Below are 22,236 nucleotides of genomic sequence, written 5' to 3' on the forward strand. Positions count from 1 at the left end.
CGCACGAAACCGGCGGGGACAAGGCGAGAGTTCCGTTCATGCCGGCTTTATGCCAGCCGGCGCGCGCCAACGTATGTGCCTGAAGTCCACACCGTGTCGGAAGACAGGGGTGGCAGGCAGGCACCGGCGACGTGGCTATTTCGGCAGCGCGGGCATCTGTTGCTGCAGCGCCTGCTGGCGCCGGATCTGGGCACGCAACTGCCGGCGCGCGGCTTTGCGCTGCTGGCGGTCGTACTGCCACAGATAGATCGCCGGCGTGCTCAGCAAGGTCAGCAGCTGCGACACGAACAGGCCGCCGAGGATGGCGATGCCCAGAGGCTGGCGCATCTCCGAGCCGTATCCGAAACCGATCGCCAACGGCAGCGCCGCGCCCATCGCCACCAGGGTGGTCATGGTGATCGGGCGGAAGCGCACCAGCGCCGCCTCGCGGATAGCCGCGGGTGCGGACATGCCGTGGTCGCGCTCGGCGACCAATGCGAAGTCGACCATCAGGATCGCGTTCTTCTTGACGATGCCGATCAACATCAGCACCGCAATCACTGACATCACGGTCAGCTGGGTATGCGTGACCAGCATCGCCAGGAACGCGCCCATCCCGGCGGCCGGCAGAGTCGAGAGGATGGTCAGCGGGTGGATCAGGCTCTCGTACAAGACACCCAGCACCACGTACATCACCAGGATCACCGCCAGCAGCATGATCAGCGCGTTGTTCAACATGTCGACCAGGTTCTGGTTGTCGCCGGAATATTTCTTCTGCACGCCTGATGGCAGCTGCGCGGCGAACATCGCCTGGTCGACCAGCCTCAGACCTTCTGCCTGGGTGATGCCTTTGGCGAGGTTGTAGTTGATCGCAGCCGATTCGAGCTGGTCGTAGTGGCTGATGGTGGCTGGCGCGATATGCGGCCGGATCGTTGCCAGCGCGGACAGCGGGATCATCTTCCCCTGCGTATTGCGCACATAGGTATTGAGCAGGGTGGCCGGACTCAGCGACTCGGCGCTGCTGGCAGTGATCACCACGTGGTACTGATTGATGTCCGAATAGATGGTGGAGACCGTGGTCTGGCCGAACGCATCGGCCAGCGCTTCGTCGACCTGGGCCTGGCTCACGTGCAATCGCGCAGCCGCGTTGCGATCCACCTGCAGCATCTGCTGTTTGCCGATGCTGTCGAAGTCGGTGCTGACGTCGCGGAATTGCCGCATGCCGCGCATCACGCGTGCCAGTTTCAGAGTGGGCTGCTGCAACGAGGTGCCGTCGAGGCTGTTGAGCTGGAACGAATACTGTCCCTTGCCGCCACCGCCCGAGCCGCCGCCAATGAACTGGTTGACCGTGAGCGACACCTCCAGGTCCGGCACGTTCTTGAAGTACTTGTCCAGCCGGTCGACCACCGCTTGCGCTGCAACGTGGCGGTCGCCCGGCTGGTCGCCGAGCGGCTTCAAGTCCACGAACAGGCTGGACTGGTTGCCGACCGCACCGCCGCCGTTGTTGCCGCCGAGGAAAGCGGAAACGTCGCCGACTGCCGGGTCGGCCTGGATCTTCGCTGCCACCTCCTGCGTGCGCTTGGCCAGCAGGATGGGCGAGATATTGGCGTCGGCGGTGATGTTGACTACCAGCAAACCGCTGTCTTCCTTGGGCATCACGCCGCCGCCCGCCGTCATCGCCACCGCCACGGCCAGGCCGATGGTGAGCACCAGCAGAATCAGCGGCTGCCAGCGCATGATGCGTCGATGGTGCATCGCCCAGTCCAGCGCCCGCCCGTAAACGCGCAGCATTCCGCTGTCGAAGCGCTCGGCGATACGCTCAAGCCGGCCCGGGGTGCGTGTGCCCTCCGGCTCGTGCGCCAACCAGCCACCGCACAGCGCCGGGGTCAACGACAGCGAGACCAGCGCAGAGATCACGATGGTGGCGATCAGGGTCACCGAGAATTCGCGCATCAATAAGGTGAATACGTTGTTGCCGAACACCATCGGTCCGAACACGGCGATCAGCGACAGCGTGATCGAAATCACCGTGAAGCCGATCTCGCGCACGCCGTTGAGCGACGCCTGCAGCGGCGTCTCGCCGCGCTCCATGTGGCGCACGATGTTCTCGATCACCACGATCGCGTCGTCCACCACGAAGCCCACGCAGAGCACCAGCGCCACCAGCGAGAAAATGTTGAGGGTGAAGCCGAACATCCACATCGCCACGAACGCGCCGGCCAGCGACAACGGCACGCTGAACATCGCGATCACGGTGGGCCGCAGCCGGCGCAGGAACACCAGCATCACCAGCGCCACCATCACGATGCCCATCAGCAGCGCCACCTCCACTTCGTGCAGCGCAGACAAGGTGGTCGGCGTGAAGTCGAAGATCGGCGTGATCGTCGCGTCGGCAGGCAACAGTCCGCGCAGCTCGGGCAATCGCGCGCGGATCGCCATCACCGTGGCCACCGCGTTGGCCTCCGGCCGCTTGTTGATTTGCATCACCACCGCACGCTGGCCGTTGAACCATGCCGCAGCGTATTTGTCTTCCTGGCCGCTGCTGATGGTCGCTACGTCGGCCAGCCGCACCGGCACGCCGTTGTGGCTGGCGACCACCAGCGCGGCAAAATCCTGTGCCGTATGCAGCACGTCGTTGGCGCTCACCGTCATGCGGGTGGCGCCGTTGCTGAGCGTGCCCTGCGGCGAAGTGACATTGGCGGCGCGCAGCGTATTCGCCACGTCGTTGGCGGTGATGCCCATGCCCACCAGCGCACCGGTGTTCAGCACGATGCGCACCGCATGCGGCGTGCCGCCGGAGACCTGTATCTGCGCCACGCCGGGGATCTGCGCCACCGCGGGCTTGAGCAAGGTGTCGGTGAGGTCGTACAGCTGATCCGGCGGCAGGCTGGTGGAGGTCAGCGATACCAGCAGCACCGGAATCTGCGAGGTGTCGAACTTGAAGTATCCGGGCGGAGGCAGGTTGGTCGGCAGATCCGGCGCCGCCGCATTGATCGCCGCCTGCACGTCGCGCGCGGCCTTGTCGGGACTGCGGCCCGTGTTGAAGATGACCTGGATCTGCGCACCGCCCTCGCTGGCGGTGGAGGACATCCGCTGGACCCCGGCGATGCGCCCGAGATGGCGTTCCAGCGGTGCCACCACGGTCGTGGCCATGGTCTGCGCGCTGGCGCCCGGCATCTGCGCAAACACCACCACGCCGGGAAGCTCGATCGACGGAAACGCCGCCACGCCCAGCAACAGGTAGGACCACAGTCCTGCCAGCATCAACCCGAGCGCAAGCAATGAGGTGCCGACGGGCCGGCGGACCAACGGTGCGAAGATATTCAAGCGGCCTCCCTGACGCGCAAGCGTAACGGGAGAGCCGGGAATTCGGCCAGAGCCGTCGCGGGCGTTCCATCCATGCCGACGTTATGCCAGCAGTCGCGATCCTTCGTATGTGCCTGAAGTCCACCCGCATGCAGGAACCCTGCGACCGGGTTCCTGCATGCGGGTATCGGACTCAGCGCATGGCGGGGCTGTAACGCAAGGTCAGGAACACGCTGCGACCGGGTTGATTGAAGTAGTACACGGTCTCGTAGTGGCGGCCGAAGGCATTCGCCAGCCGAGCCTCGACCTGCCAGTCCGGCGCGAAGTGGTAGCTGGCGCGCAGGTCGGTCGTGGAATACCCGGCCAGTGGATGCCGATTGGCCACATCATCGTAGCTGCGGCCCGCCGCGTAGACCGTGGCGCCGATACCGATGGCGCCGAAGCGACGATCCAGGTCCACCCGCGCGGTGTGCTCGGGCCGGCGCGGCAGCACGTTGCCGTTGTTCGGACCGCCGTCCCGGTTCTGCGGTTGCAGCCAGGTCAGATAGCCCTGCAGCTGCCAGCCATCGAGATTCACGCCCAGCTGGCCTTCCACACCGCGAATGCGTGCCTTGCTGAGGTTGGACGGGAAGTAATTGCTGTCCAGCGCGATCAACTGGTCGATGCGGGTCTGATAAGCGTTCACCGCCCAGTTCCACATATCCAGCTGCTGGCTCAGGCCCAGTTCGGCGCTGCGCGATTTCTCCGGCTTCAGATCCGGATTGCCGCTGCCGTAGGGGTAATACAGGTCGTTGAAGGTCGGCGCGTGGAACGCGCTGCCGTAACTCGCCGATAGCCGTAGGTCGTGGTCGAAATGGTAGCCCCAGGCGACCGCGCCGGTGTTGTGGCCGCCGAACTGGCTGTTGTCGTCGCGCCGCGCCGACAGCTGCACTTCGTTGCGGCCGAACGTGCCCTGGTATTGCACGAAACTACCGGTGTCATGGCGGCGGGTAGCGAGGAAGCCGGTGTCGCTGTCGATGTGCTCGCCCTGCCAGTCGACGCCCAACGTCAGCAGCTGGTTCTCGGCCAGGCTGACATCGTTCTGCCACGACGCCTGATTGCGCCGCGAATAGATGTAGCCGACGAAATCCTGGTTCTCGTAGTTGTCGTAGCGATCCAGGTTCTGGCCCACGCTCAGCGTGGTCTTCCACGCCTGCAGCAAGTTGAAGCTGAGCGCGGAGCCGGCAACCTGCTGCACGGTGCGGCTGCGGTTCTGGTAACTGCCGTCGAAATGAATCTCGCCAAGGCTGCGCAGCCAGTTGCCGGTCAGTTGCACGCCGTTGTCCCAGCGGTAACCGCCGTTGGCGCTGAGATTCTTGTTGCTGTAAGCGTCCTGGTCGGGCTCGTCGGCGAAGCAGCCGGCGAATGCTTCAGCGGCGCCGATGCGGCAGGCGTTGATGCCGCGCGTGTGTTGCGCACCCACACTGAGGTTGTACCAGGCGTGCTCGCTGCCGCCGGCCAGACCGGCCTGGCCGCGCAGCAGATTATCGCTGCCGGTGGTCACGCTGAATGAGGGCACCAAGCCGCCATCGCGCGAGCCATGCCGGGTGAATATCTGGATCACGCCGCCGATGGCGTCGGCACCGTACAAGCTCGAACGCGGACCGCGCACGACCTCGATGCGCTCGATCTGTTCGACCGGCAGCTGCTCGAACGCGGGCAGGCCGTTGCCGACCGAGCCGATCCGCACGCCGTCGATCAGCACCAGCGTGTGCGACGAGTTGGTGCCGCGCATGAACAGCGAGGTCTGCTGCCCGATGCCGCCTGCATTGGCGAAACTCACGCCCGGCAGACCGGTCAGCAGATCCTGCACCGACAGCGGCTGCAGCCGCTCGATGTCGGCACGAGTGATCACGGTGACCGATGACAGCGCCTCGTCGGCGGTGATCGCGGTGCGCGTGGCGGTGACGATCACCGGGCTGAGCGTGTTGGCATCGCCTTGATCGGCAGCCTGCGCCGCCATCGTGCAACTGAGCAGCGCCGCTGCCAGCAAAGACTTCTTCATGTTGGTTCCTCGGCCGCACACCCGCGCACGGCGCCATCGTTCAATGAGCTGGCAACCGACGGGAGGAAAGACGGAACGACGGGCAGGCGGAAACGCCACACACGTGGTTCGGCCTCGCCCACCGCGAGCCACCAGGAATCGTTCGGGCCGGTCTCCGGGCTCGCGAGTGGCGTGCGGGTGAACCGCATGCCCCGAACGGCGCCTTCCCGTGCTATGCACAGTGGCGTCCGCCGTTCGTGAATCTCGCTTACCGTTGCGGGGGCAGCGCCGGCCTTGCAGTGCGACGAACGCACCACGCACCGGCTTCCCGTTTCATCCCCTGGGTGATCACCCAGCAGGACACCTGAACCGCGCCACTTTAGCTTCGACCCGAGGACCGCGCAATCTAGCGATTGCGTTAAAAAGCGCGTTATCGGCTTCGGCGTCATTGTTCTAACGATGGATGCGCTTTAAAAGCTTGCACAAAAAAAGGCTTTTATAGGAACAATAATCGCAAGCTATTGCTGTTGCGGAGAGGGAAATCGTAACTTCTTACTAATCGCCGATAATTCATAAAAATTTTGTTGACGGCGGCATTTACGCCGTTTTATGGTCCAGATCACAAATCGCGAGAAGTCATCTGTCGCGGGTAGTTAAAGCGACGGATTAAGGCATCTGCCTGACCAAGGTGAGGCTATCTGCCTAAGCAAAAAATAATCGACTGCCAGCATGCATTCGGCCTGCTGTTTCGTCGCATTGATCGAGTTACGTCACTCGGCCCTTGGGCCTTCAACACTGATGGGGAGATTCATCTCAAATGAGCAGTCACAATAAAAACCGTAACCCAATGTGGCGCCACACCGCGCTCGCCTTGGCACTGAGCGTGAGCCTGGGCGGCGTCGCCATGGCTCAGTCCACCACCGGCTCCATCTTTGGTCAGGCACCAGCGGCCTCCGGCGAAACCGTCGTCGCAACCGGCACATCCGGCCAGAGCCGCGAAGTCGCCGTCGACAGCTCGGGCCGTTATCAGATCAGCAACCTGCCGGTTGGCGTCTATACGGTCTCGCTCAAGAAAGATGGCGCCGTCATCGACTCGCGCAAGGACGTGGCGTTGTCGCCGGGTGCCGGCGCTTCGGTCTCGTTCGCCGCCGCGGCCGGTGCGGCCGGTGCGACATCGCTCGGCGCAGTGACCGTGCAGGCCAATGCTCTGCCGTCCATCGACGTCTCCAGCGTCAATTCCAGCACCGTCATCACGGCAGCTGACCTGCAGAAGCTGCCGGTTGGTCGCAACGCCGAGTCCATCGCGCTGCTGGCGCCGGGTACTGCCTCCGGCAGCGGCTTCTTCAACGGCCCGGGCAATCACTCCCTGGTCTCGTTCGGCGGCTCCAGCGTGACCGAGAACGCCTATTACGTGAACGGCTACAACACCGGCGAACCGTACAAGAACCTGGGCGGCTTCCAGCTGCCCTACGGCGCGATCGATCAGCAGGAAACGCTCACCGGCGGCTATAACGCCAAGTACGGCCGTTCCGACGGCGGCGTGATCAACCAGATCGGCAAGCGCGGCACCAACGAATGGCATTTCGGCGGCCAGGTGGCTTGGCAGCCGCGATTCCTCGAGGGGAACCCGGTCAACAACTATTACGGTCATCCGACCGTTCCGGCGTCGACCAGCCAGGTCAATTACGCGTACGAAACTCCGAGCCTGCCGGGCACGTTGCACCAGTTCCGCAACGACAACAAAGAGTGGGAGACGATCTACTCAGCCTACTTGGGCGGCCCGCTGATCAAGGACAAGCTGTTCATGTTCCTGGCAGGCGAGACCACCAAGACGCAGTCCAACAATGTAGAAGTCGCGGCCAGCCACCTCGTCCAGTACAACACCGACAAGAACACCAAGTTCTACGGCAAGTTGGACTGGAACATCACCGACAGCAACATCCTGGAACTGACGGCGCTGAAAAATGAGCAGCGCACCGGCGCGGGCTCGACCTATAAGTTCGACTACACCACGTTGAAGGCGGGCGCGTTCTCCACCGCGAACGACGTGACCAAGGACAATTCCCAGTTCTACCTGGCCCACTTCACCAGCTATATCACTGACGCCGCCACGCTGAGCGTCTTGTACGGCAAGGGCAAGTTCCAGAATCCGACGATCTACGGCAACCAGAGCCCGCTGCCGTTCATCTCCCGTCCGCAAAACGAGAATCCGGCCTTCCTGCCGCCGGGTACGGGCACGTTCGGTATCAACAACGCCCAGACCAACACCAGCTGGTCCTCGAACAACGCGACCAACGGCACCCACGGTCTGCGCGCCGACTTCGACTACAAGCTGGGCACCCACGACCTGGCCGTCGGTATCGACAACATGACCTACTCGGCCCAGAACCAGGGTCCGAATCAGCAGAACCCGTTCAACCCGTCGCTGAATTACTACTGGCGCTACATCTCCCACACCACCGTACAGCAGCGCGAGATTGGCTGGCAGACCAGCATGCGGACGACCCAGAAGGCCTACTATCTGCAGGACGACTGGCAGGTCATGCCCAACCTCCTGCTGGATATCGGCGTCCGCAACGACCATTTCACCAACTACAACGACCGCGGCACAGCGTTCGTCGACTTGAAGAACCAGTGGGAGCCGCGCATCGGTGCCAGCTGGGACGTGAATGGTGACTCGTCGTTCAAGGTCTACGGCAACGTGGGTCGCTACTACCTCGCACTGCCGGACAACGCCGCCGAGCGTGCGGCGAACGTCTCGACCTACCTCACTACCAACTACAACTATACCGGCGTCGATGCGAATGGCGTTCCGACCGGCCTGACACCGCAGGGTCCGACGACTTCGCCGGACGGCGAGAAAGGCGCGCCGAAGGATCCGCAGCAGGTCACCGCCCGCAATCTGAAGGCGGAGTATCTGGATGAATTCATCCTCGGCTTCGACAAGAAGCTCAACGACAGCTGGAACTACGGCGCCAAGGCGATGTGGCGTGATCTGAAGACCGCCATCGACGACGAGTGCTCCGCCTACAAGCTCGGTGCGAAGGCAGCCAAGATGGGCCTGGACCCGAGTGCTTATTCGGATTCGATCTACGGCGCGTCCTACTGCCGTCTGATCAACCCGGGCCTGACCAACAACCTGTTGATCAAGTCGAACGACGGCACCCAGAGCCACCTGATCCCGATGACCCAGCAGGATTGGGGCTATCAGCAGGGTGTCAAGCGCAAGGTCGGCTCGCTGAACCTGTACATGGAACATCCGTTCGACGGCAAGTGGCAGGCTCGCATCGATTACACCTTCACCCGCGGCTTCGGCAACACCGAGGGCCAGGTGCGCTCCGACTTCGGTCAGGCCGACGTCTCCAAGACCGAGGACTGGGATTCCTGGCAGCTGATGGACGGTTCGAACGGCGAACTGGCCAACGTCCGCAAGCACCAGATCCGCGTTCGTGGCGCCTACCAGATCACGCCAGAGTGGCTGGTGTCCGGCACGCTGCTGGAACAGTCGGGCTATCCGAAGGAGTGCCTGGGCTACTACGGTACGGGCGGCTCCGGCGCGGCCTATTACGGTCCGGGCCATTCGGGCGATCCGTCGGGCTACAACAACTACGGCAGCGGCAACTACCACTGGTGCAATGGCGTGCGCTACCCCGCGGGCACCATCGGCCACACACCGTGGACCACGCAGCTCAACCTCGGTGTGCACTACTCGCCGGCGTTCGCTGACCACAAGCTCGGGATCAACCTGGATGTCTTCAACGCTCTGAACGGGCAGAAGGCTTTGCAGACCGATCCGGCTGGTAACAGCTCGTACAACCGCACGACGAACACTCTTAACATCAACAACAGCTACGGAGATGGCATCTTCTTCCAGCAGCCGCGCACGGTGCGCTTGTCGTTGACCTACGACTACTGAGCTAACTGATCCAGATACACGTTCTGAAGACCACCGGCCGCGAGGCCGGTGGTTTTTTTATGCGCGGACCGGATCAACGATTAGCCGACAAGCTGTCCTCGTGCGCGGGCCGTTCGAGGCGCACAAAGAGAACCCAGCGATCACGGCTGGGAACTTGCGTCTTGCGCGAAACCAATACCTGTGCAGCCGACTTGCCGTAGCGGTCACGCGGACTGGACGAGCACCTCTTGGGCGATGAGCGACTGCCGCAGCGGCTCCAGCTGGGACGCGTATTTTCTCCATTGACCGATGCCGCCGGTATGGATCGACTGGCGCACTTGGGCGCTGCTGGGTGTGGCTACTGGCGCGGGATTGAGCTCGGGGCGCAGGCAGCGTTCGTCCGCTGCTAGCCCGCAGCGGGCGAGCACTTCACCCATGGTCGTGGCGGGATCGCCAACCAGCGAAGCGTAGGGAACGTCGAGCATGGCGTCCGGCATGCCGGTGCGCCAATGCGTAGCCAGGCGCATGTACTGCGCATAATGGTGGGCAAGCGCCTGCAGATCATAGCTGTAGGGTGAGACGTTGCCGAACATCGCCTTGAAGTTGGAAAAGCAGGTGTCCATCGGCTCGCGGACCATGTGCAGGATGGGCGCATGCGGCAGCGCGCGACGGATGAACGCGACCATCTGGATGTTGGCCGGCAGCTTGTCGATGTAGTAGCGCCGTCCCTGCGCACGCCACTGGGTTTGCTGCAGGTAGCGCGCGCCCAGTTCCGCGTAGTCGATGTCGGGACTGCGCCGGATGAGCTGCAGCAGGCCTTGTGCCTTGGCGGGCGGCACGTCCGCCACCCAGTGCAGCTGGCGCCAGAAATCGATGATTTCGCCAGCGGAAATCACCTCGGGGTGGCTGGAGAGCATGCGGTCGAGCAGGGTCGTACCCGAGCGAGGCATGCCGACGATGAAGATCGGGGTGGGCCCCTCGAACGCGCGTTCCGTTGGAGGGGCGGCCGCAGCGGGCATGCCGATCAGCGCGTCGGTAATGGCGGCTTCGCCGGCGGCGTCGTAAGGATTGAGTTCATGCATGATGGCGTTGCACCGCGCCAACGCGGGCCACGCCTCTTCATGACGCCCGAGATCGTCCAAGGTCTTGAAGGTCGCGTACTCGAACTCGGCGCGGACGAAACGGTCGCCCGGATCCTGGCTGCTTTTCGGCAGCAGCTGCAGTTGCTCCTGCAGAAAGTCGAGCCGATGGGACTCTGCCTTCTGTCGGCGCAGGTTCACCAGAACCATGGCTGCATCACCGAAGCGCGGCCAGCGCTGCAGGCACTTCTCCAGCACTTCGCATGCCTGGCCGATCTCGCCGCTGAACTGCAGCAGCATCGCATAGAGATAATGGTCATCAGGCGAGTCGGCGCCGCTGCGCATCGCCGCATCCATCAGACGCTTCGCCACGCCCACCTCGCCAAGAGTGAAGCGCAGGTGCGCCTGCGCGACTTGCAGGTCAGCAGGGGGGGCGGGCGCCTGCGCGAGGAAGTCGAGGCATGCGCGTGCCGCGAGGATCTCGCCTCGCATCATCAGGCGCTGCACCAGCCCGATGATCAGCGGTGCATCCTTGGGCAGATGGGCCGCCGCCTGCAGCAGCGGAGGACTCGATGCGCGCAACTGGCCGCGCTGCAATATCACATCGGCCAGCTCGATACAGGCGGTGACATCGTGTGGCACCAATTGCACGACTGATTCCAGCGTCGCCTGCGCAGCCTCGAACTGCTGCGCATCGATATATAGCTTTGCCTGCTGGCGAAGGCGGCTTGCAGAGGGACGAACGTCGGGTGAATTCATCGGAAGATAGTAGCTTGATCGACGGGAATGAGGAGCCGTTCGCGCCGTACTTCATGCTGCCCGGGGCGCGACCAAAGCTGCGCGCGGGCCAGCATCGCCCGAGACCGCATAAGGGCTAGCGACATGGCCCGTGCTTCGTTCGTCGAATACCGGACAACACATGCAAATGGTCAACGATGTGGCTTGAGGCTAGGCGCCACCATCGTCCACGCCACCTATCCAGCTCCGCTGGACGCGGAAGTCGTCATCCAGCACCACCAGATCGGCCTGGTAGCCCGGGGCGATACGTCCGTGCGTGGCGCCGAGGCCGAGAAAATCGGCCGGATAGGTGCTGGCCATGCGCACCGCTTCATCCAGCGGCAGGCCGAGCATCTGCACGGCGTTGCGCACGGCGCCAGCCATGTCCAGTGCGGAGCCGGCCAGTACGCCTTGCGCGGTCTGGCAGATGCCGTCCTTCACAGTGATCGTCTCGCCGTTGAGCAGGTAGCTCGGATCGGCTGCACCGACCGGCGGCATCGCGTCGGTAACCAGTACCATCTTGCCGCGCGACTTGGCGGCGATCGCCACGCGCAGGCTGGCCGGATGCACGTGATGGCCGTCGACGATGATGCCGCACCAGCTATCCGCATCTTCCAGCGCGGCACCCACCACGCCGGGTTCGCGACTGCCTAGCGGCGTCATCGCATTGAACAGATGAGTGAAGCCGCGTGCGCCGGCAGCCAGCGCTGCATGCGTCGTGGCGTAGTCGGCCGCGGTGTGGCCGGCGCAGACGATCACGCCGGCGGCAGCCAGCGCACCGATGCTGGCCGACGGTACGCGCTCCGGCGCCAGCGTGAGCAACCGCACACCGCGGTGCGGCGCGCACAGCAGCGCCAATTCCTCGCTGCCGGGCGTGTGGAAAAATTTCGGGTCGTGTACGCCTTTGCGGGCCGGCGCCAGATACGGCCCTTCCAGATGAATGCCGAGTACGCCGGGCACGCCTTCGGCCAGCGCCTGCTCCACTGCGGCGAGCGCCGCGCGCATCACGTCGACGCTGTCGCTGATCAGGGTCGGCAAGAAGCCGGTAGTGCCGTAACGCCGGTGCGCCGCGCCAATGCGGCGAATCGTTTCCACCGTGGGCGCGTCGTTGAACAGCACACCGCCACCGCCATTCACCTGCGTGTCGATGAAACCCGGCAGCAGCATCGCGCCGTGCAGGTCATGCACGGTCGCCGCGCCTACGCGCGGATCGGACAGTGGCAGCAGATCGACGATGCGCTCGCCATCGAGCAGCACGGCGAGATCGTTGCGCCAGCCATCGGGAGTGAGTACGCGGGCGTTGGTGAGGGCAAGAGTCATAGGGCTAGAAGCGAGAAGTGAGTGATGGGGCGAGGAGTGAGAACGAGAGAGAGCGAAACGGAGGATCACGAGCGAGCCGGCTTGGGCTTCCTCTCGTTTCTCACTCCTCTCCACTCACGCCTCGCCCTCAGACCGTTTCGGTCACCTTGTTGAGATGCGGCGGCACGTCAGGATTGAAGCCGCGGCGCAAGGCCAGCTCGCTCGCCGCGCGATAGAAGCTCTGGATGATCAGCAGCGGCGTGCACAGCGCCGGCAGGCCACCGATTACCGGCAGCATGCCCGCACCCTGCAACCCGGGTGCCGCCACGAAAACCTGCGCGCCGCGACCGCGGAATTCGCGCGCCACCGCGAGCGTGCCCTCCAGCGTGTCGTCGTCCTGCGCGAAACACAGCACCGGAAAGTCGGGGCCGACCAGCGCCATCGGCCCGTGCTTCACCTCGGCCGCGCTGAACGCCTCGGCGTGCAGGCCGCAGGTTTCCTTGAACTTCAGCGCCGCCTCCAGCGCGATGCCCAGGCCGAAGCCACGCCCCACCACGAACAGGTTGTGCGCATCGACCAGGCCTTCGCTCAATGCCGACCAATCGGCGTCCCATCCGGCGCGCAAAGCATCGGGCAACGCCTGCAGCGCCGCGCCCAGTTCGTCATCGCCGCGCCAGCGCGCGCACAGGTGCAGCACCGCAGCCAGCGCGGCGATATAGCTCTTGGTCGCCGCCACGCTGCGCTCCGGCCCGGCGTGCAGCGGGATCACCGTATCGGCCAGCGCCGCCAGCGGCGAATCCTCCACATTCACCAAGGCCACCACGCGGGCGCCGGCAATCTTCGCCGCCTGCGCGTTGCGCAGGAGGTCCGGGCTCTTGCCCGACTGCGAGATCGCGATGAACAGCGCATCCTGCCACTGCTGCTCGGCTGCATACACCGAGGTGACCGACGGCGACACCGACGCGGTGACGATACCGAGCTGGGTCTCGAACACGTACTTCGCATACGCCGCGGCGTGATCGGAACTGCCACGCGCACAGGTGACGATGAAGCGCGGCGGCCGTGCGCGCAGCTCTTGCGCCAACGCGGCAACCACCGCCTCGTTGGCGGCGAACTGGCGCGCGACCACGTCGGCGGTTTCGTGCGCTTCGCGGTACATCAAGGTGTCGCGGGCAGTCATGGCGGATGTGTTCAAGATAGCCTCAGTCGGTTTGCAGTTCGGCGACAAAATCGTAGATGTCGCCGCGATACCAGGAACAGGTGAACTCGACCACGCGGCCGTCGTCGAGAAAGCTGCGGCGTTCGATGCTCAGCCCCGCGCTACCCACGCTGACATGCAGCAGCCGGGCCTGCTGCGCATTCAGCGACACCGCACGCAGCCGTTGCAGTGCGCGGCGCGGGCGGGCGTTGAGTTTTTCGAGTGCTTCGTACAGCGAGTCGTGTACCAGCATCGGATCGGGTAGCACGCTGGCCGGCACCACGCTGCGCTCGATCGCCAGCGGCTCGTCCTGGCCGTAGCGCACGCGGTGCAGCCGCACTACCAGCGAGCCGGGCGACAGGTTCAGCGCCATCGATTCTTCCGGGGTCACTTCGCCGATGCCGCGCTCGAAGAATTCCGAACGCGGATGCAGCCCGCGCTCATGCAGATCCTCGGTGAAACTGGTCAGCCGCGACATCGGCTTGACGATGCGCTCGGCGATGAAGGTGCCGGCGCCGTGGCGTTGGGTCAGCAGGCCTTCCTCGACCAGCCCGGCGATCGCCTTGCGCACGGTCACTCGCGACAGCTTCAGCGCCTGCGACAGGTCGCGTTCGCTGGGCAGTGCCTGACCCGGTTCGATGTCGCGATGCTCGACGATATTGCGGATCGCCCGGCGCAGGCGCAGATAGGCCAGCGGCTGATGCGTGGCCGGATCTTGGCAGATTCTGCGGTATTCGTTGGCCAGGGCGGTTTCCATCCGGCAAAGATACCAATAGCAAACCAGTTAACGCAAGCCCGCATTGCCATGCCTACATCGCAAGTCATGTCTGGCGCGGATTTCGGAAACATAACAGGTGGCAGTGAATTCGTATGCAGCCCGGTGGTCGTTCTGGTATTTCACTGGTACCATCTGCAAGAACCCGGGCGTTGCGCCATTCGGCCCCTGCCCGCCATCCGGCATCGTGTCGAGGTGACTGCGTGACTGCTTCCTCCCAATCGGTCGAACCGTTCGACCTGGTGATCTTCGGCGGCACTGGCGATCTCGCCGTGCGCAAACTGCTGCCGGCCCTGTTCCACCGCTTCCTCGATGGCCAGATCCCGGCCAGCAGCCGGATCGTGGGCATCGCCCGCGAAGCGCTGAACGATGCCGGCTACCGCGCGCTGTTGCGCGAGGCGCTGATCGGCATCTGCGACGCGGCGAAGCTCGACGTGTTCCTGCAGCAGGTGTTCTACCGCTCGCTGGACGCGCGCAAGGATGCCGGCTGGGACGAATTCGCCGGCTTCATCGGCGCGCAGCCCGATCACGTACGAGTGTTCTACCTGTCGACTTCGCCGGAGCTCTTTGTCGACATCTGCACCCGGCTGGGCCACTACGGACTCAACCAGGGCGCTTCGCGGGTGGTGCTGGAAAAGCCGATCGGCCGCGACCTCGCCAGCGCGAACCAGATCAACGACGCGGTCGGCAAGGTGTTCACCGAGTCGCAGACCTTCCGCATCGACCACTATCTCGGCAAGGAGACCGTGCAGAACCTGCTGGTGCTGCGTTTCGGCAATGCCTTGTTCGAACCGCTGTGGAATGCCGGGCACATCGACCACGTGCAGATCACCGTGGCCGAAACGCTGGGCGTCGGCCATCGCGGCGCGTACTACGATCGCGCCGGCGCGCTGCGCGACATGGTGCAGAACCACATGCTGCAGCTGCTGTGCATGGTGGCCATGGAACCGCCTTCGTCACTGGCGCCCGATGCGGTGCGCGACGAGAAGCTGAAGGTGCTGCATTCCCTCAAGGCCATCGACGAGAGCAACGTCTCCCAGCTCACCGTGCGCGGCCAATACCGCGCCGGTGTGGCCGAAGGCGCCAGCGTGCCGGGTTATCCGGACGAACTGGGCAACAACAAATCCAACACCGAGACCTTCGTGGCATTGAAGGCCGAGATCGCCAACTGGCGCTGGGCCGGCGTGCCGTTCTACCTGCGCACCGGCAAGCGGTTGCCGAGCCGGGTGTCGGAAATCGTGGTCACCTTCAAGCCGGTGCCGCATTCGATTTTCAGCGCCGACGCCGGCACCTTGTCGCAGAACCGGCTGGTGCTGCGGCTGCAGCCGGATGAGGGCGTGAAGCTGTGGCTGACCATCAAGCACCCGGGCCCTGGTGGCCTGCGCCTGCGCCATGTGCCGCTGGACATGAGCTTCGCCGAAGCGTTCGGCGTGCAGCAGCCCGATGCATACGAGCGACTCCTGCTGGATGTGGTGCGCGGCAACCCGACCTTGTTCATGCGTCGCGACGAGGTCGAGGCGGCATGGCGCTGGGCCGGTCCTATCCTGGCCGCCTGGTCCGCCAGCGGCGAAGCGCCGCGACCGTATACCGCCGGCAGCTGGGGGCCAAGCGCCGCAGTGGCATTGATCGAGCGCGATGGCCGTACCTGGAACGAGGATCAGTGAACAACCCGGCATCCACACGCTCGTTTCACTTTGCCATGCCGGCACATTCGGCAGACTTCGCCTTCCCTCCCCGCTAGACGCGCAGCGGCATTCACCGAGCGCGCTGCACGCCACCATCAACCATGACCGCCCACCTCAACGTCACCACGCACAGCTTCACCGATTGCCAGGCACAAGCCGTGGCGCTGGCCGAACGGGTCACCGTGCGCCTGCGCGCCGCACTGATCGAACGCGGGCGCGCCGTTCTCGCGGTCTCCGGCGGCAGCACGCCCAAGGAATTTTTCGCCCGCCTCGCACACGCGGAGCTCGACTGGGAGAACGTGCAGGTCACCCTGGTCGACGAGCGCTGGGTACCGGACAGCGACGAACGCTCCAATGCGCGGCTGGTGAAATCGCTATTACTGCAACACGCCGCCGGCGCCGCGCAGTTCGTGCCGTTGTACACCGGCGCGCCGACACCGGAAGAAGGGCTTGCCGAGGCCAGTGCGCGCATCGGCGCCTTGCCGCTGCCGTTCGATGCGGTGATCCTGGGCATGGGCGACGACGGCCATACCGCGTCATTCTTTCCCGGCGGCGATCATCTGGCCGAAGCACTGGATCTGGATGGCCGCGCCCGCGTGCTGCCGATGCGTGCGCCCGCTGCCGGCGAGCCGCGCATCACGCTCAGCCTGCCCACCGTGCTGGATACCCGCGCGCTGTATCTGCTGGTCTCTGGCGAAAAGAAACGCGACCTGCTTGCCGATGCACGGCTGGGCCTCGATACCGCGCGGAACTACCCGGTGCGCGCCGTGCTGACCCAGCAGCGCGTGCCGGTGGCGGTGTACTGGTGCCCTTGAGAGCGAGAAACGAGTGGAGAGGAGTGAGAAACGAGTGAACTGCACCCGCCTCGCCTGCTTCTCACTCGTTTCTCACTCCTCTTCACTCACTTCTGGACCTGAGTCATGAACACGCTGCATCCCGTTGTCGCCGAAGTCACCGAACGCCTGCGCGAGCGCAGCCGCGAGACGCGGGCGGCCTATCTCGCGCGGATCGATGCGATCGATCGTAGCGGCCCGCAGCGCGAACACCTGTCCTGCGGCAACCTCGCGCACGGCTTCGCCGCCTGCGGCAGCGAGGACAAGGCCGCCCTGCGCAGCGGCCGGCGCGTCAACCTCGCCATCGTTACCGCCTACAACGACATGTTGTCGGCGCATCAGCCATACGAGCGCTATCCCGCGCTGATCCGCCAGATCGCCCGCGATGCCGGCTTCACTGCCCAGGTCGCCGGCGGCGTACCGGCGATGTGCGACGGCGTCACCCAGGGCCGCGCCGGCATGCAGCTGTCGCTGTTCTCGCGCGACCTGGTGGCGATGGCCACCGCGGTGGCGTTGTCGCACGACATGTTCGACGGCGCGCTGTACCTGGGCATCTGCGACAAGATCGTGCCGGGCTTGCTGATCGGCGCACTGAGTTTCGGCCATCTGCCCGGCGCGTTCGTGCCCAGCGGGCCGATGCCCAGCGGTATCCCGAACGAACAGAAATCGAAAGTGCGCCAGGCCTGGGCCGACGGCAAGGCCAGCAAGGCCGAGCTGCTCGAAGCCGAAGCCGCGTCGTACCACACCGCCGGCACCTGCACCTTCTACGGCACCGCGAACTCCAACCAGATGCTGATGGAGATCATGGGCCTGCACCTGCCCGGCGCCAGTTTCGAGGCACCGGATACGCCGCTGCGCGACGCGCTCACCGCCGAGGTGGTTCGACGGGTCGCATCGCTCAGCGCGCTAGGCGAGCACTACCTGCCGATCGGCCACATCGTCGACGAGCGCGCGATCATCAACGGCGTGATCGGCTTGCACGCCACCGGCGGCTCCACCAATCACCTGCTGCATCTGGTAGCGATCGCCCATGCCGCCGGCATCCAATTGCGCTGGGACGATTTCGACGCGCTGTCCGGCGTGATCCCCCTGCTGGCCCGCGTGTACCCGAACGGCTACGCCGACGTGAACCAGTTCCACCAGGCCGGCGGCATGGCGTTCCTGATCGACCAGCTGTTAGGCGCCGGCCTGTTGCATGGCGACGTCAACACCCTCTTCGGCGGCGGCATGGAAGGCTATGCACAAGTGCCCTATCTCAACGACGACGGCGCACTGCACTGGAAACCCGTCGACAAGCAGAGCGGCAACCGCGGCGTCTTGCGCGGCACCGACGAACCCTTCCGCGCCGACGGTGGCCTGCGCATGCTGCAGGGCAATCTCGGCCGCGCGGTGATCAAGGTGTCGTCGGTACCGGACGATAGGCAGGTGATCGAGGCTCCCGCCATCGTGTTCAGCGACCAGGACGAGGTGGCCACGGCGTTCAAGCGCGGCGAACTCAATCGCGATTTCGTGGCGGTGGTGCGCTTCCAGGGCCCGCAGGCGAACGGCATGCCCGAACTGCACAAACTCACCCCCACGCTGGCGCTGCTGCAGGATCGCGGCCACCGCATCGCGCTGCTCACCGACGGACGCATGTCCGGCGCCTCCGGTCGCGTACCGGCGGCAATCCACGTCACGCCCGAGGCGGTCGCCGGCGGCAATATCGCGAAGATACGCAACGGCGACATGATCCGTCTCGATGCGGCGAATGGACGTCTGGACGTCCTGATGGAACAGCACGAACTGGATGCGCGCCTGCCACACACCGCCGACCTGTCCACCCAGCACAGCGGCATGGGCCGCGAACTGTTCAGCTTGTTCCGGCAGGCGGCAGCTACCGCCGACCTCGGCGCGGGCGTGCTGTGAACGATCACGCCTCACCTGTGGGAGCGACTTCAGTCGCGATAGCTTTGCCTGTAATGACACCGATGCATCGCGACTGAAGTCGCTCCCACAAAAGATTTCGCGCACGACCGGAACTTCTTGGCTGCGCTCCCACAAAATCACACTCAGCGAGTGACCTCATGAGCGGCATCGAACTCAAGCAGCAACAGATCGAAACCACGATGCGGCTGGCGCCGGTGATACCGGTAGTGGTGATCGACGACGTACGCGCCGCGGTGCCGATGGCCCGTGCACTGGTGGCGGGCGGCACTCCGGCGATCGAAGTCACCTTGCGCACTTCCGCCGCGCTGGAGGCAATCCGTGCGATCGCCGCCGAGGTGGAAGGCGCGATGATCGGGGTCGGCACCGTGCTCAGCGCACGCGACCTGAAGGCTGCGCAACAAGCCGGCGCGCGCTTCGCGGTATCGCCCGGCGTGTCGCCGCACCTGCTCGATGCCGCCGACGACAGCGAACTGCCACTGCTGCCCGGTGCCGCCACCGCCAGCGAAGTGATGGCCATGCTCGAGCGCGGCTATCGCCACCTGAAATTCTTTCCGGCGGTACCGGCCGGCGGCCACAAGCTGCTCGGCGCATGGGCCAGCCCGTTGCCGCAGGTCCGCTTCTGTCCCACCGGCGGCATCAGCCTCGCCAGCGCACCGGATTTCCTCGCCCTGCCGAATGTGATCTGCGTGGGCGGCTCATGGCTGACCCCGGCCAACCTGCTCGCCAGCGGCGACTGGCCCGCGATCGAACTGCTGGCGCGCGAAGCGGCCGGCCTGCGCAAGCCCGGATAACCCTGCCACTGCTGGTAGGAGCCCGCATCGCGGGCGATGCTCTTTCTGTACAACGTGACGAAGAGCATCGCCCGCGAGCGGGCTCCTACAGCAGCCGCGACTCCGCCTCCAATCGCGCCATCACCGCCTCGGTGACGCGGGCGCAGCGCTGGCCCATGAACGGGAACGCCTCGCCCATGGTGGCGGCCAGAGTGCCATGCAACGAAGTGCGCAACAGGCGGCGCGCGCGATGCAGGCGGGTCTTCACCGTCTCCGGCTTGATCGCAAGCAAGGTGGCGGTTTCCTCGACCGTGCATTCCTCGATCTCGCGCATCACGTAGACGGTGCGGAATGCCTCCGGCAATTCGTCGATGGCGTGTTCGAGCAGATGGCGAATCTGGGCGCGGGCAGCGGACACGGCTGGATCCTCATTGCCGAATTTCGAGGGAAACTGGATGACGTGATGCGTATCGTCCGGTGCCGCATCGATCTGCTCCAGCCCCACCATGGTATGGCGCTTGCGCAGCCGCCCGCGTGCTTCGTTCAGCACGATGCTGGTCAGCCAGGTCAGCAGGGTCGAATCGCCGCGGAACGTGTCCAGCTTGTCGTAGGCACGCATGTACGATTCCTGCAGCACATCTTCCGCTTCCGCATCCTCGCCGACCACGCTGCGTGCGATACGGAACAGCCGCTGATTGCAGCGCTGCATGATGTGCCGGAACGCTTCGCGCTGGCCACCGCGGACCAGCGCCACCAGAGCGTTGTCGTCCAGCGCGGCGTAATCGACGGGTACCAGTCGGACGGGCGATGTCATGGTTCTCTCCTTTTACACCTGATCGGATGCAGCGGCATCGCCTGAGGTTCCCGGCTCATCCCGCCAACTGCGCCAGGATCTCGCGGCGCTGCGGCTCCTGCGCGAACTGCCCCAGCAGGCGCCGGGTCAGCATCGACACCCCGTGCAAGCGCACCCCACGCGACGACAGGCATTCGTGGCTGGCCTGCACGATCACCGCCACGCCATGAGGCTGCAGCACGTGCGCCAGCGTGTCGGCGATCTCGGCGGTCAGCCGCTCCTGAATCTGCAGGCGCCGGCCGCAGGCCTCCACCAGCCGCGCCAGCTTGGAAATGCCGACCACCCGCCGGTTGGGCAGATAGGCGATGTGCACCACCCCGCGGATCGCCGCCATGTGGTGTTCGCAGGTCGACTGCAGCGGGATATCCCGCAAGACCACCAGATCGTCGTAACCGCCGACTTCCTCGAACGTGCGGCTGAGCAGGCTGGCCGGATCCTGCCGATAGCCGGAAAACCATTCCTCATAGGCACGTACCACCCGCGCCGGCGTGGCCAGCAAGCCTTCGCGCGACGGCTCGTCGCCGGCCCAGCGGATCAGTGTGCGCACCGCCGCTTCCGCCTCGGCCCGCGACGGGCGCGCGGCTTCGGGGGCGACGGAAGCTGCCGTGGCAACGGCGGCGGACATGACCTGGTCGGATTCGAGCATGGCTGCGGGTTCGCTAGTGAGCGACACCGATCCGATGCAGCGGCCAGCGGCGAGGTTCCCGGCGGCGGCTCACAGAAGCCGGAACCTGCCCGCCGCTACCGCATCCCATGGACGCAGGCGAGGGCACCGGCCGGTTCGACCGCGACCCTCGCCGCATCCGTTCGTCCACTTCAAGGAGACAACACTCATGAACAAGCCACTGCTCGCTCTCGCCCTCGCTTTCGGCATCGCTTCCGTTGCCAGCGTGCAGGCCCAGACCCCGGCAGCCAGCCCCGCCCCGGCCATCAACGACGCGCAGATCGCCCACATCGCCTATACCGCCGGCGAGATCGACATCACCGCCGCCAAGCAGGCGCTGGAGAAATCCAGCAACAAAGACGTGCGCGCGTTCGCCGAGGAGATGGCGCGCGATCATGCCGCGGTCAACGTGCAGGCACTGGCGCTGGTGAAAAAGCTGGGCGTGACGCCACAGGACAATCCGACCAGTCAGTCGCTGTCGAAGCATGCCGCCGCCGAAATCAAGAAGCTGGCCGCACTCAAGGGGAACGCGTTCGACAAGGCCTACGTCGACAACGAGGTGGCGTATCACCAGGCCGTCAATGGCGCGCTGAGCGATACGTTGATCCCGTCGGCGCAGAACGCGGAACTGAAGTCGCTGCTGGAGACCGGCCTCAAGCTGTTCCAGTCGCACCAGATGCATGCAGAGCATCTCGCGCAGAACCTGAAGTAAGGAGCACCCGATGCTCCGCACGATGATTCTTCTCGCTGGCTTACTGGCGTTGACCGGTGGTATCGCGCCGGCCAGCGCCGCCAGCACGGCGAAGCAGCCTGCGGCGGCGCAGGCCCATCGCGTGCACAGGATCGTGATCGACAAGATGCAGTACGGCCCCATGCCGACCGACGTACGCGCCGGCGACATCATCGAATGGACCAATAAAGACATCCTCGAACACAGCGCCACCGCACGCGACGGCCACTTCGACGTCGACCTGAAACCGGGTGCCAGCGGGCGTGTCACCGCCACCACCGGCATGCTCGCGTTCTTCTGCAAATTCCACCCCACCATGACCGCCACGCTGGTGGTCAAGTAAACCGGCGAGGACTCCAAAGCCCGCTTCGGGGGTTGCGGCGTCGCGTATTTGCACGCGACGCCGCAACGCCGACCCATTTGGTCTATCCAATCTGACGTCCG

15 protein-coding genes and 1 riboswitch are annotated in these 22,236 nt (G+C 65.0%); of the genes, 7 read left to right on the top strand and 8 right to left on the bottom strand.

Annotated features, from left to right (window positions below; genetic code table 11):
• Positions 1–135 precede the first annotated feature (135 nt).
• A complete protein-coding gene (locus tag BUA26_RS08455; protein WP_072759491.1) occupies positions 136–3,306 on the bottom strand; it encodes an efflux RND transporter permease subunit in 3,171 nt (1,056 codons plus the stop codon).
• A 172-nt stretch (positions 3,307–3,478) separates the two neighbouring features.
• On the bottom strand, positions 3,479–5,329 hold the full coding sequence (gene btuB / locus BUA26_RS08460) for a TonB-dependent vitamin B12 receptor (RefSeq protein ID WP_072759493.1): 1,851 nt from the start codon (positions 5,327–5,329) through the stop codon (positions 3,479–3,481).
• 127 nt (positions 5,330–5,456) lie between these two features.
• Positions 5,457–5,691: riboswitch (cobalamin riboswitch) on the bottom strand.
• A gap of 464 nt (positions 5,692–6,155) precedes the next feature.
• Here btuB and BUA26_RS08465 point away from each other — a divergent pair.
• Positions 6,156–9,224, top strand: a complete 3,069-nt coding sequence (locus BUA26_RS08465; RefSeq protein WP_255368213.1) for a TonB-dependent receptor — start codon at positions 6,156–6,158, stop codon at positions 9,222–9,224.
• Positions 9,225–9,427: 203 nt separating this feature from the next.
• Here BUA26_RS08465 and BUA26_RS08470 read toward each other — a convergent pair whose 3' ends face one another.
• The 4 genes from BUA26_RS08470 to BUA26_RS08485 form a co-directional block, all read right to left on the bottom strand.
• On the bottom strand, positions 9,428–11,041 hold the full coding sequence (locus tag BUA26_RS08470) for a tetratricopeptide repeat-containing sulfotransferase family protein (protein ID WP_072759498.1): 1,614 nt from the start codon (positions 11,039–11,041) through the stop codon (positions 9,428–9,430).
• A gap of 189 nt (positions 11,042–11,230) precedes the next feature.
• Positions 11,231–12,379, bottom strand: a complete 1,149-nt coding sequence (nagA, locus tag BUA26_RS08475; protein ID WP_072759501.1) for an N-acetylglucosamine-6-phosphate deacetylase — start codon at positions 12,377–12,379, stop codon at positions 11,231–11,233.
• A 127-nt stretch (positions 12,380–12,506) separates the two neighbouring features.
• On the bottom strand, positions 12,507–13,538 hold the full coding sequence (locus BUA26_RS08480) for an SIS domain-containing protein (RefSeq protein WP_072759503.1): 1,032 nt from the start codon (positions 13,536–13,538) through the stop codon (positions 12,507–12,509).
• A gap of 22 nt (positions 13,539–13,560) precedes the next feature.
• Positions 13,561–14,313, bottom strand: coding sequence for a GntR family transcriptional regulator (locus BUA26_RS08485; RefSeq protein ID WP_072759505.1), 753 nt, complete (start codon positions 14,311–14,313; stop codon positions 13,561–13,563).
• Positions 14,314–14,534: 221 nt separating this feature from the next.
• Between BUA26_RS08485 and zwf the strand changes: the two genes are divergently transcribed.
• The 4 genes from zwf to eda all read left to right on the top strand — a co-directional run bounded on the left by zwf (position 14,535) and on the right by eda (position 19,566).
• On the top strand, positions 14,535–15,995 hold the full coding sequence (gene zwf / locus BUA26_RS08490; protein WP_072759524.1) for a glucose-6-phosphate dehydrogenase: 1,461 nt from the start codon (positions 14,535–14,537) through the stop codon (positions 15,993–15,995).
• A gap of 122 nt (positions 15,996–16,117) precedes the next feature.
• Complete coding sequence (gene pgl / locus BUA26_RS08495; protein ID WP_072759526.1) at positions 16,118–16,831, top strand: 6-phosphogluconolactonase; 714 nt, start codon at positions 16,118–16,120, stop codon at positions 16,829–16,831.
• Between the two features lie 105 nt (positions 16,832–16,936).
• On the top strand, positions 16,937–18,754 hold the full coding sequence (gene edd, locus BUA26_RS08500) for a phosphogluconate dehydratase (protein ID WP_072759528.1): 1,818 nt from the start codon (positions 16,937–16,939) through the stop codon (positions 18,752–18,754).
• A 158-nt stretch (positions 18,755–18,912) separates the two neighbouring features.
• Positions 18,913–19,566 (top strand): bifunctional 4-hydroxy-2-oxoglutarate aldolase/2-dehydro-3-deoxy-phosphogluconate aldolase, encoded by a 654-nt coding sequence (eda, locus tag BUA26_RS08505; protein WP_072759530.1) that lies wholly within the window; start codon positions 18,913–18,915, stop codon positions 19,564–19,566.
• 85 nt (positions 19,567–19,651) lie between these two features.
• On the opposite strand, the gene BUA26_RS08510 is transcribed toward eda, so the two are convergent.
• Together BUA26_RS08510 and folE are read right to left on the bottom strand one after the other, a co-directional pair.
• On the bottom strand, positions 19,652–20,359 hold the full coding sequence (locus BUA26_RS08510) for an RNA polymerase sigma factor (protein ID WP_072759531.1): 708 nt from the start codon (positions 20,357–20,359) through the stop codon (positions 19,652–19,654).
• A gap of 55 nt (positions 20,360–20,414) precedes the next feature.
• Positions 20,415–21,023 (bottom strand): GTP cyclohydrolase I, encoded by a 609-nt coding sequence (gene folE, locus BUA26_RS08515; protein ID WP_143154243.1) that lies wholly within the window; start codon positions 21,021–21,023, stop codon positions 20,415–20,417.
• A 208-nt stretch (positions 21,024–21,231) separates the two neighbouring features.
• Between folE and BUA26_RS08520 the strand changes: the two genes are divergently transcribed.
• Both BUA26_RS08520 and BUA26_RS08525 read left to right on the top strand, forming a co-directional pair.
• Complete coding sequence (locus BUA26_RS08520; protein ID WP_072759534.1) at positions 21,232–21,774, top strand: DUF4142 domain-containing protein; 543 nt, start codon at positions 21,232–21,234, stop codon at positions 21,772–21,774.
• A 10-nt stretch (positions 21,775–21,784) separates the two neighbouring features.
• The gene (locus BUA26_RS08525) at positions 21,785–22,135 is read left to right on the top strand and encodes a cupredoxin domain-containing protein (protein WP_072759535.1); all 351 of its coding nucleotides are present in this window, start codon (positions 21,785–21,787) and stop codon (positions 22,133–22,135) included.
• The last annotated feature ends 101 nt before the right edge of the window (positions 22,136–22,236 follow it).

The sequence above is a fragment of the Rhodanobacter sp. OK091 genome, assembly GCF_900142825.1.
Lineage (GTDB): Bacteria > Pseudomonadota > Gammaproteobacteria > Xanthomonadales > Rhodanobacteraceae > Rhodanobacter.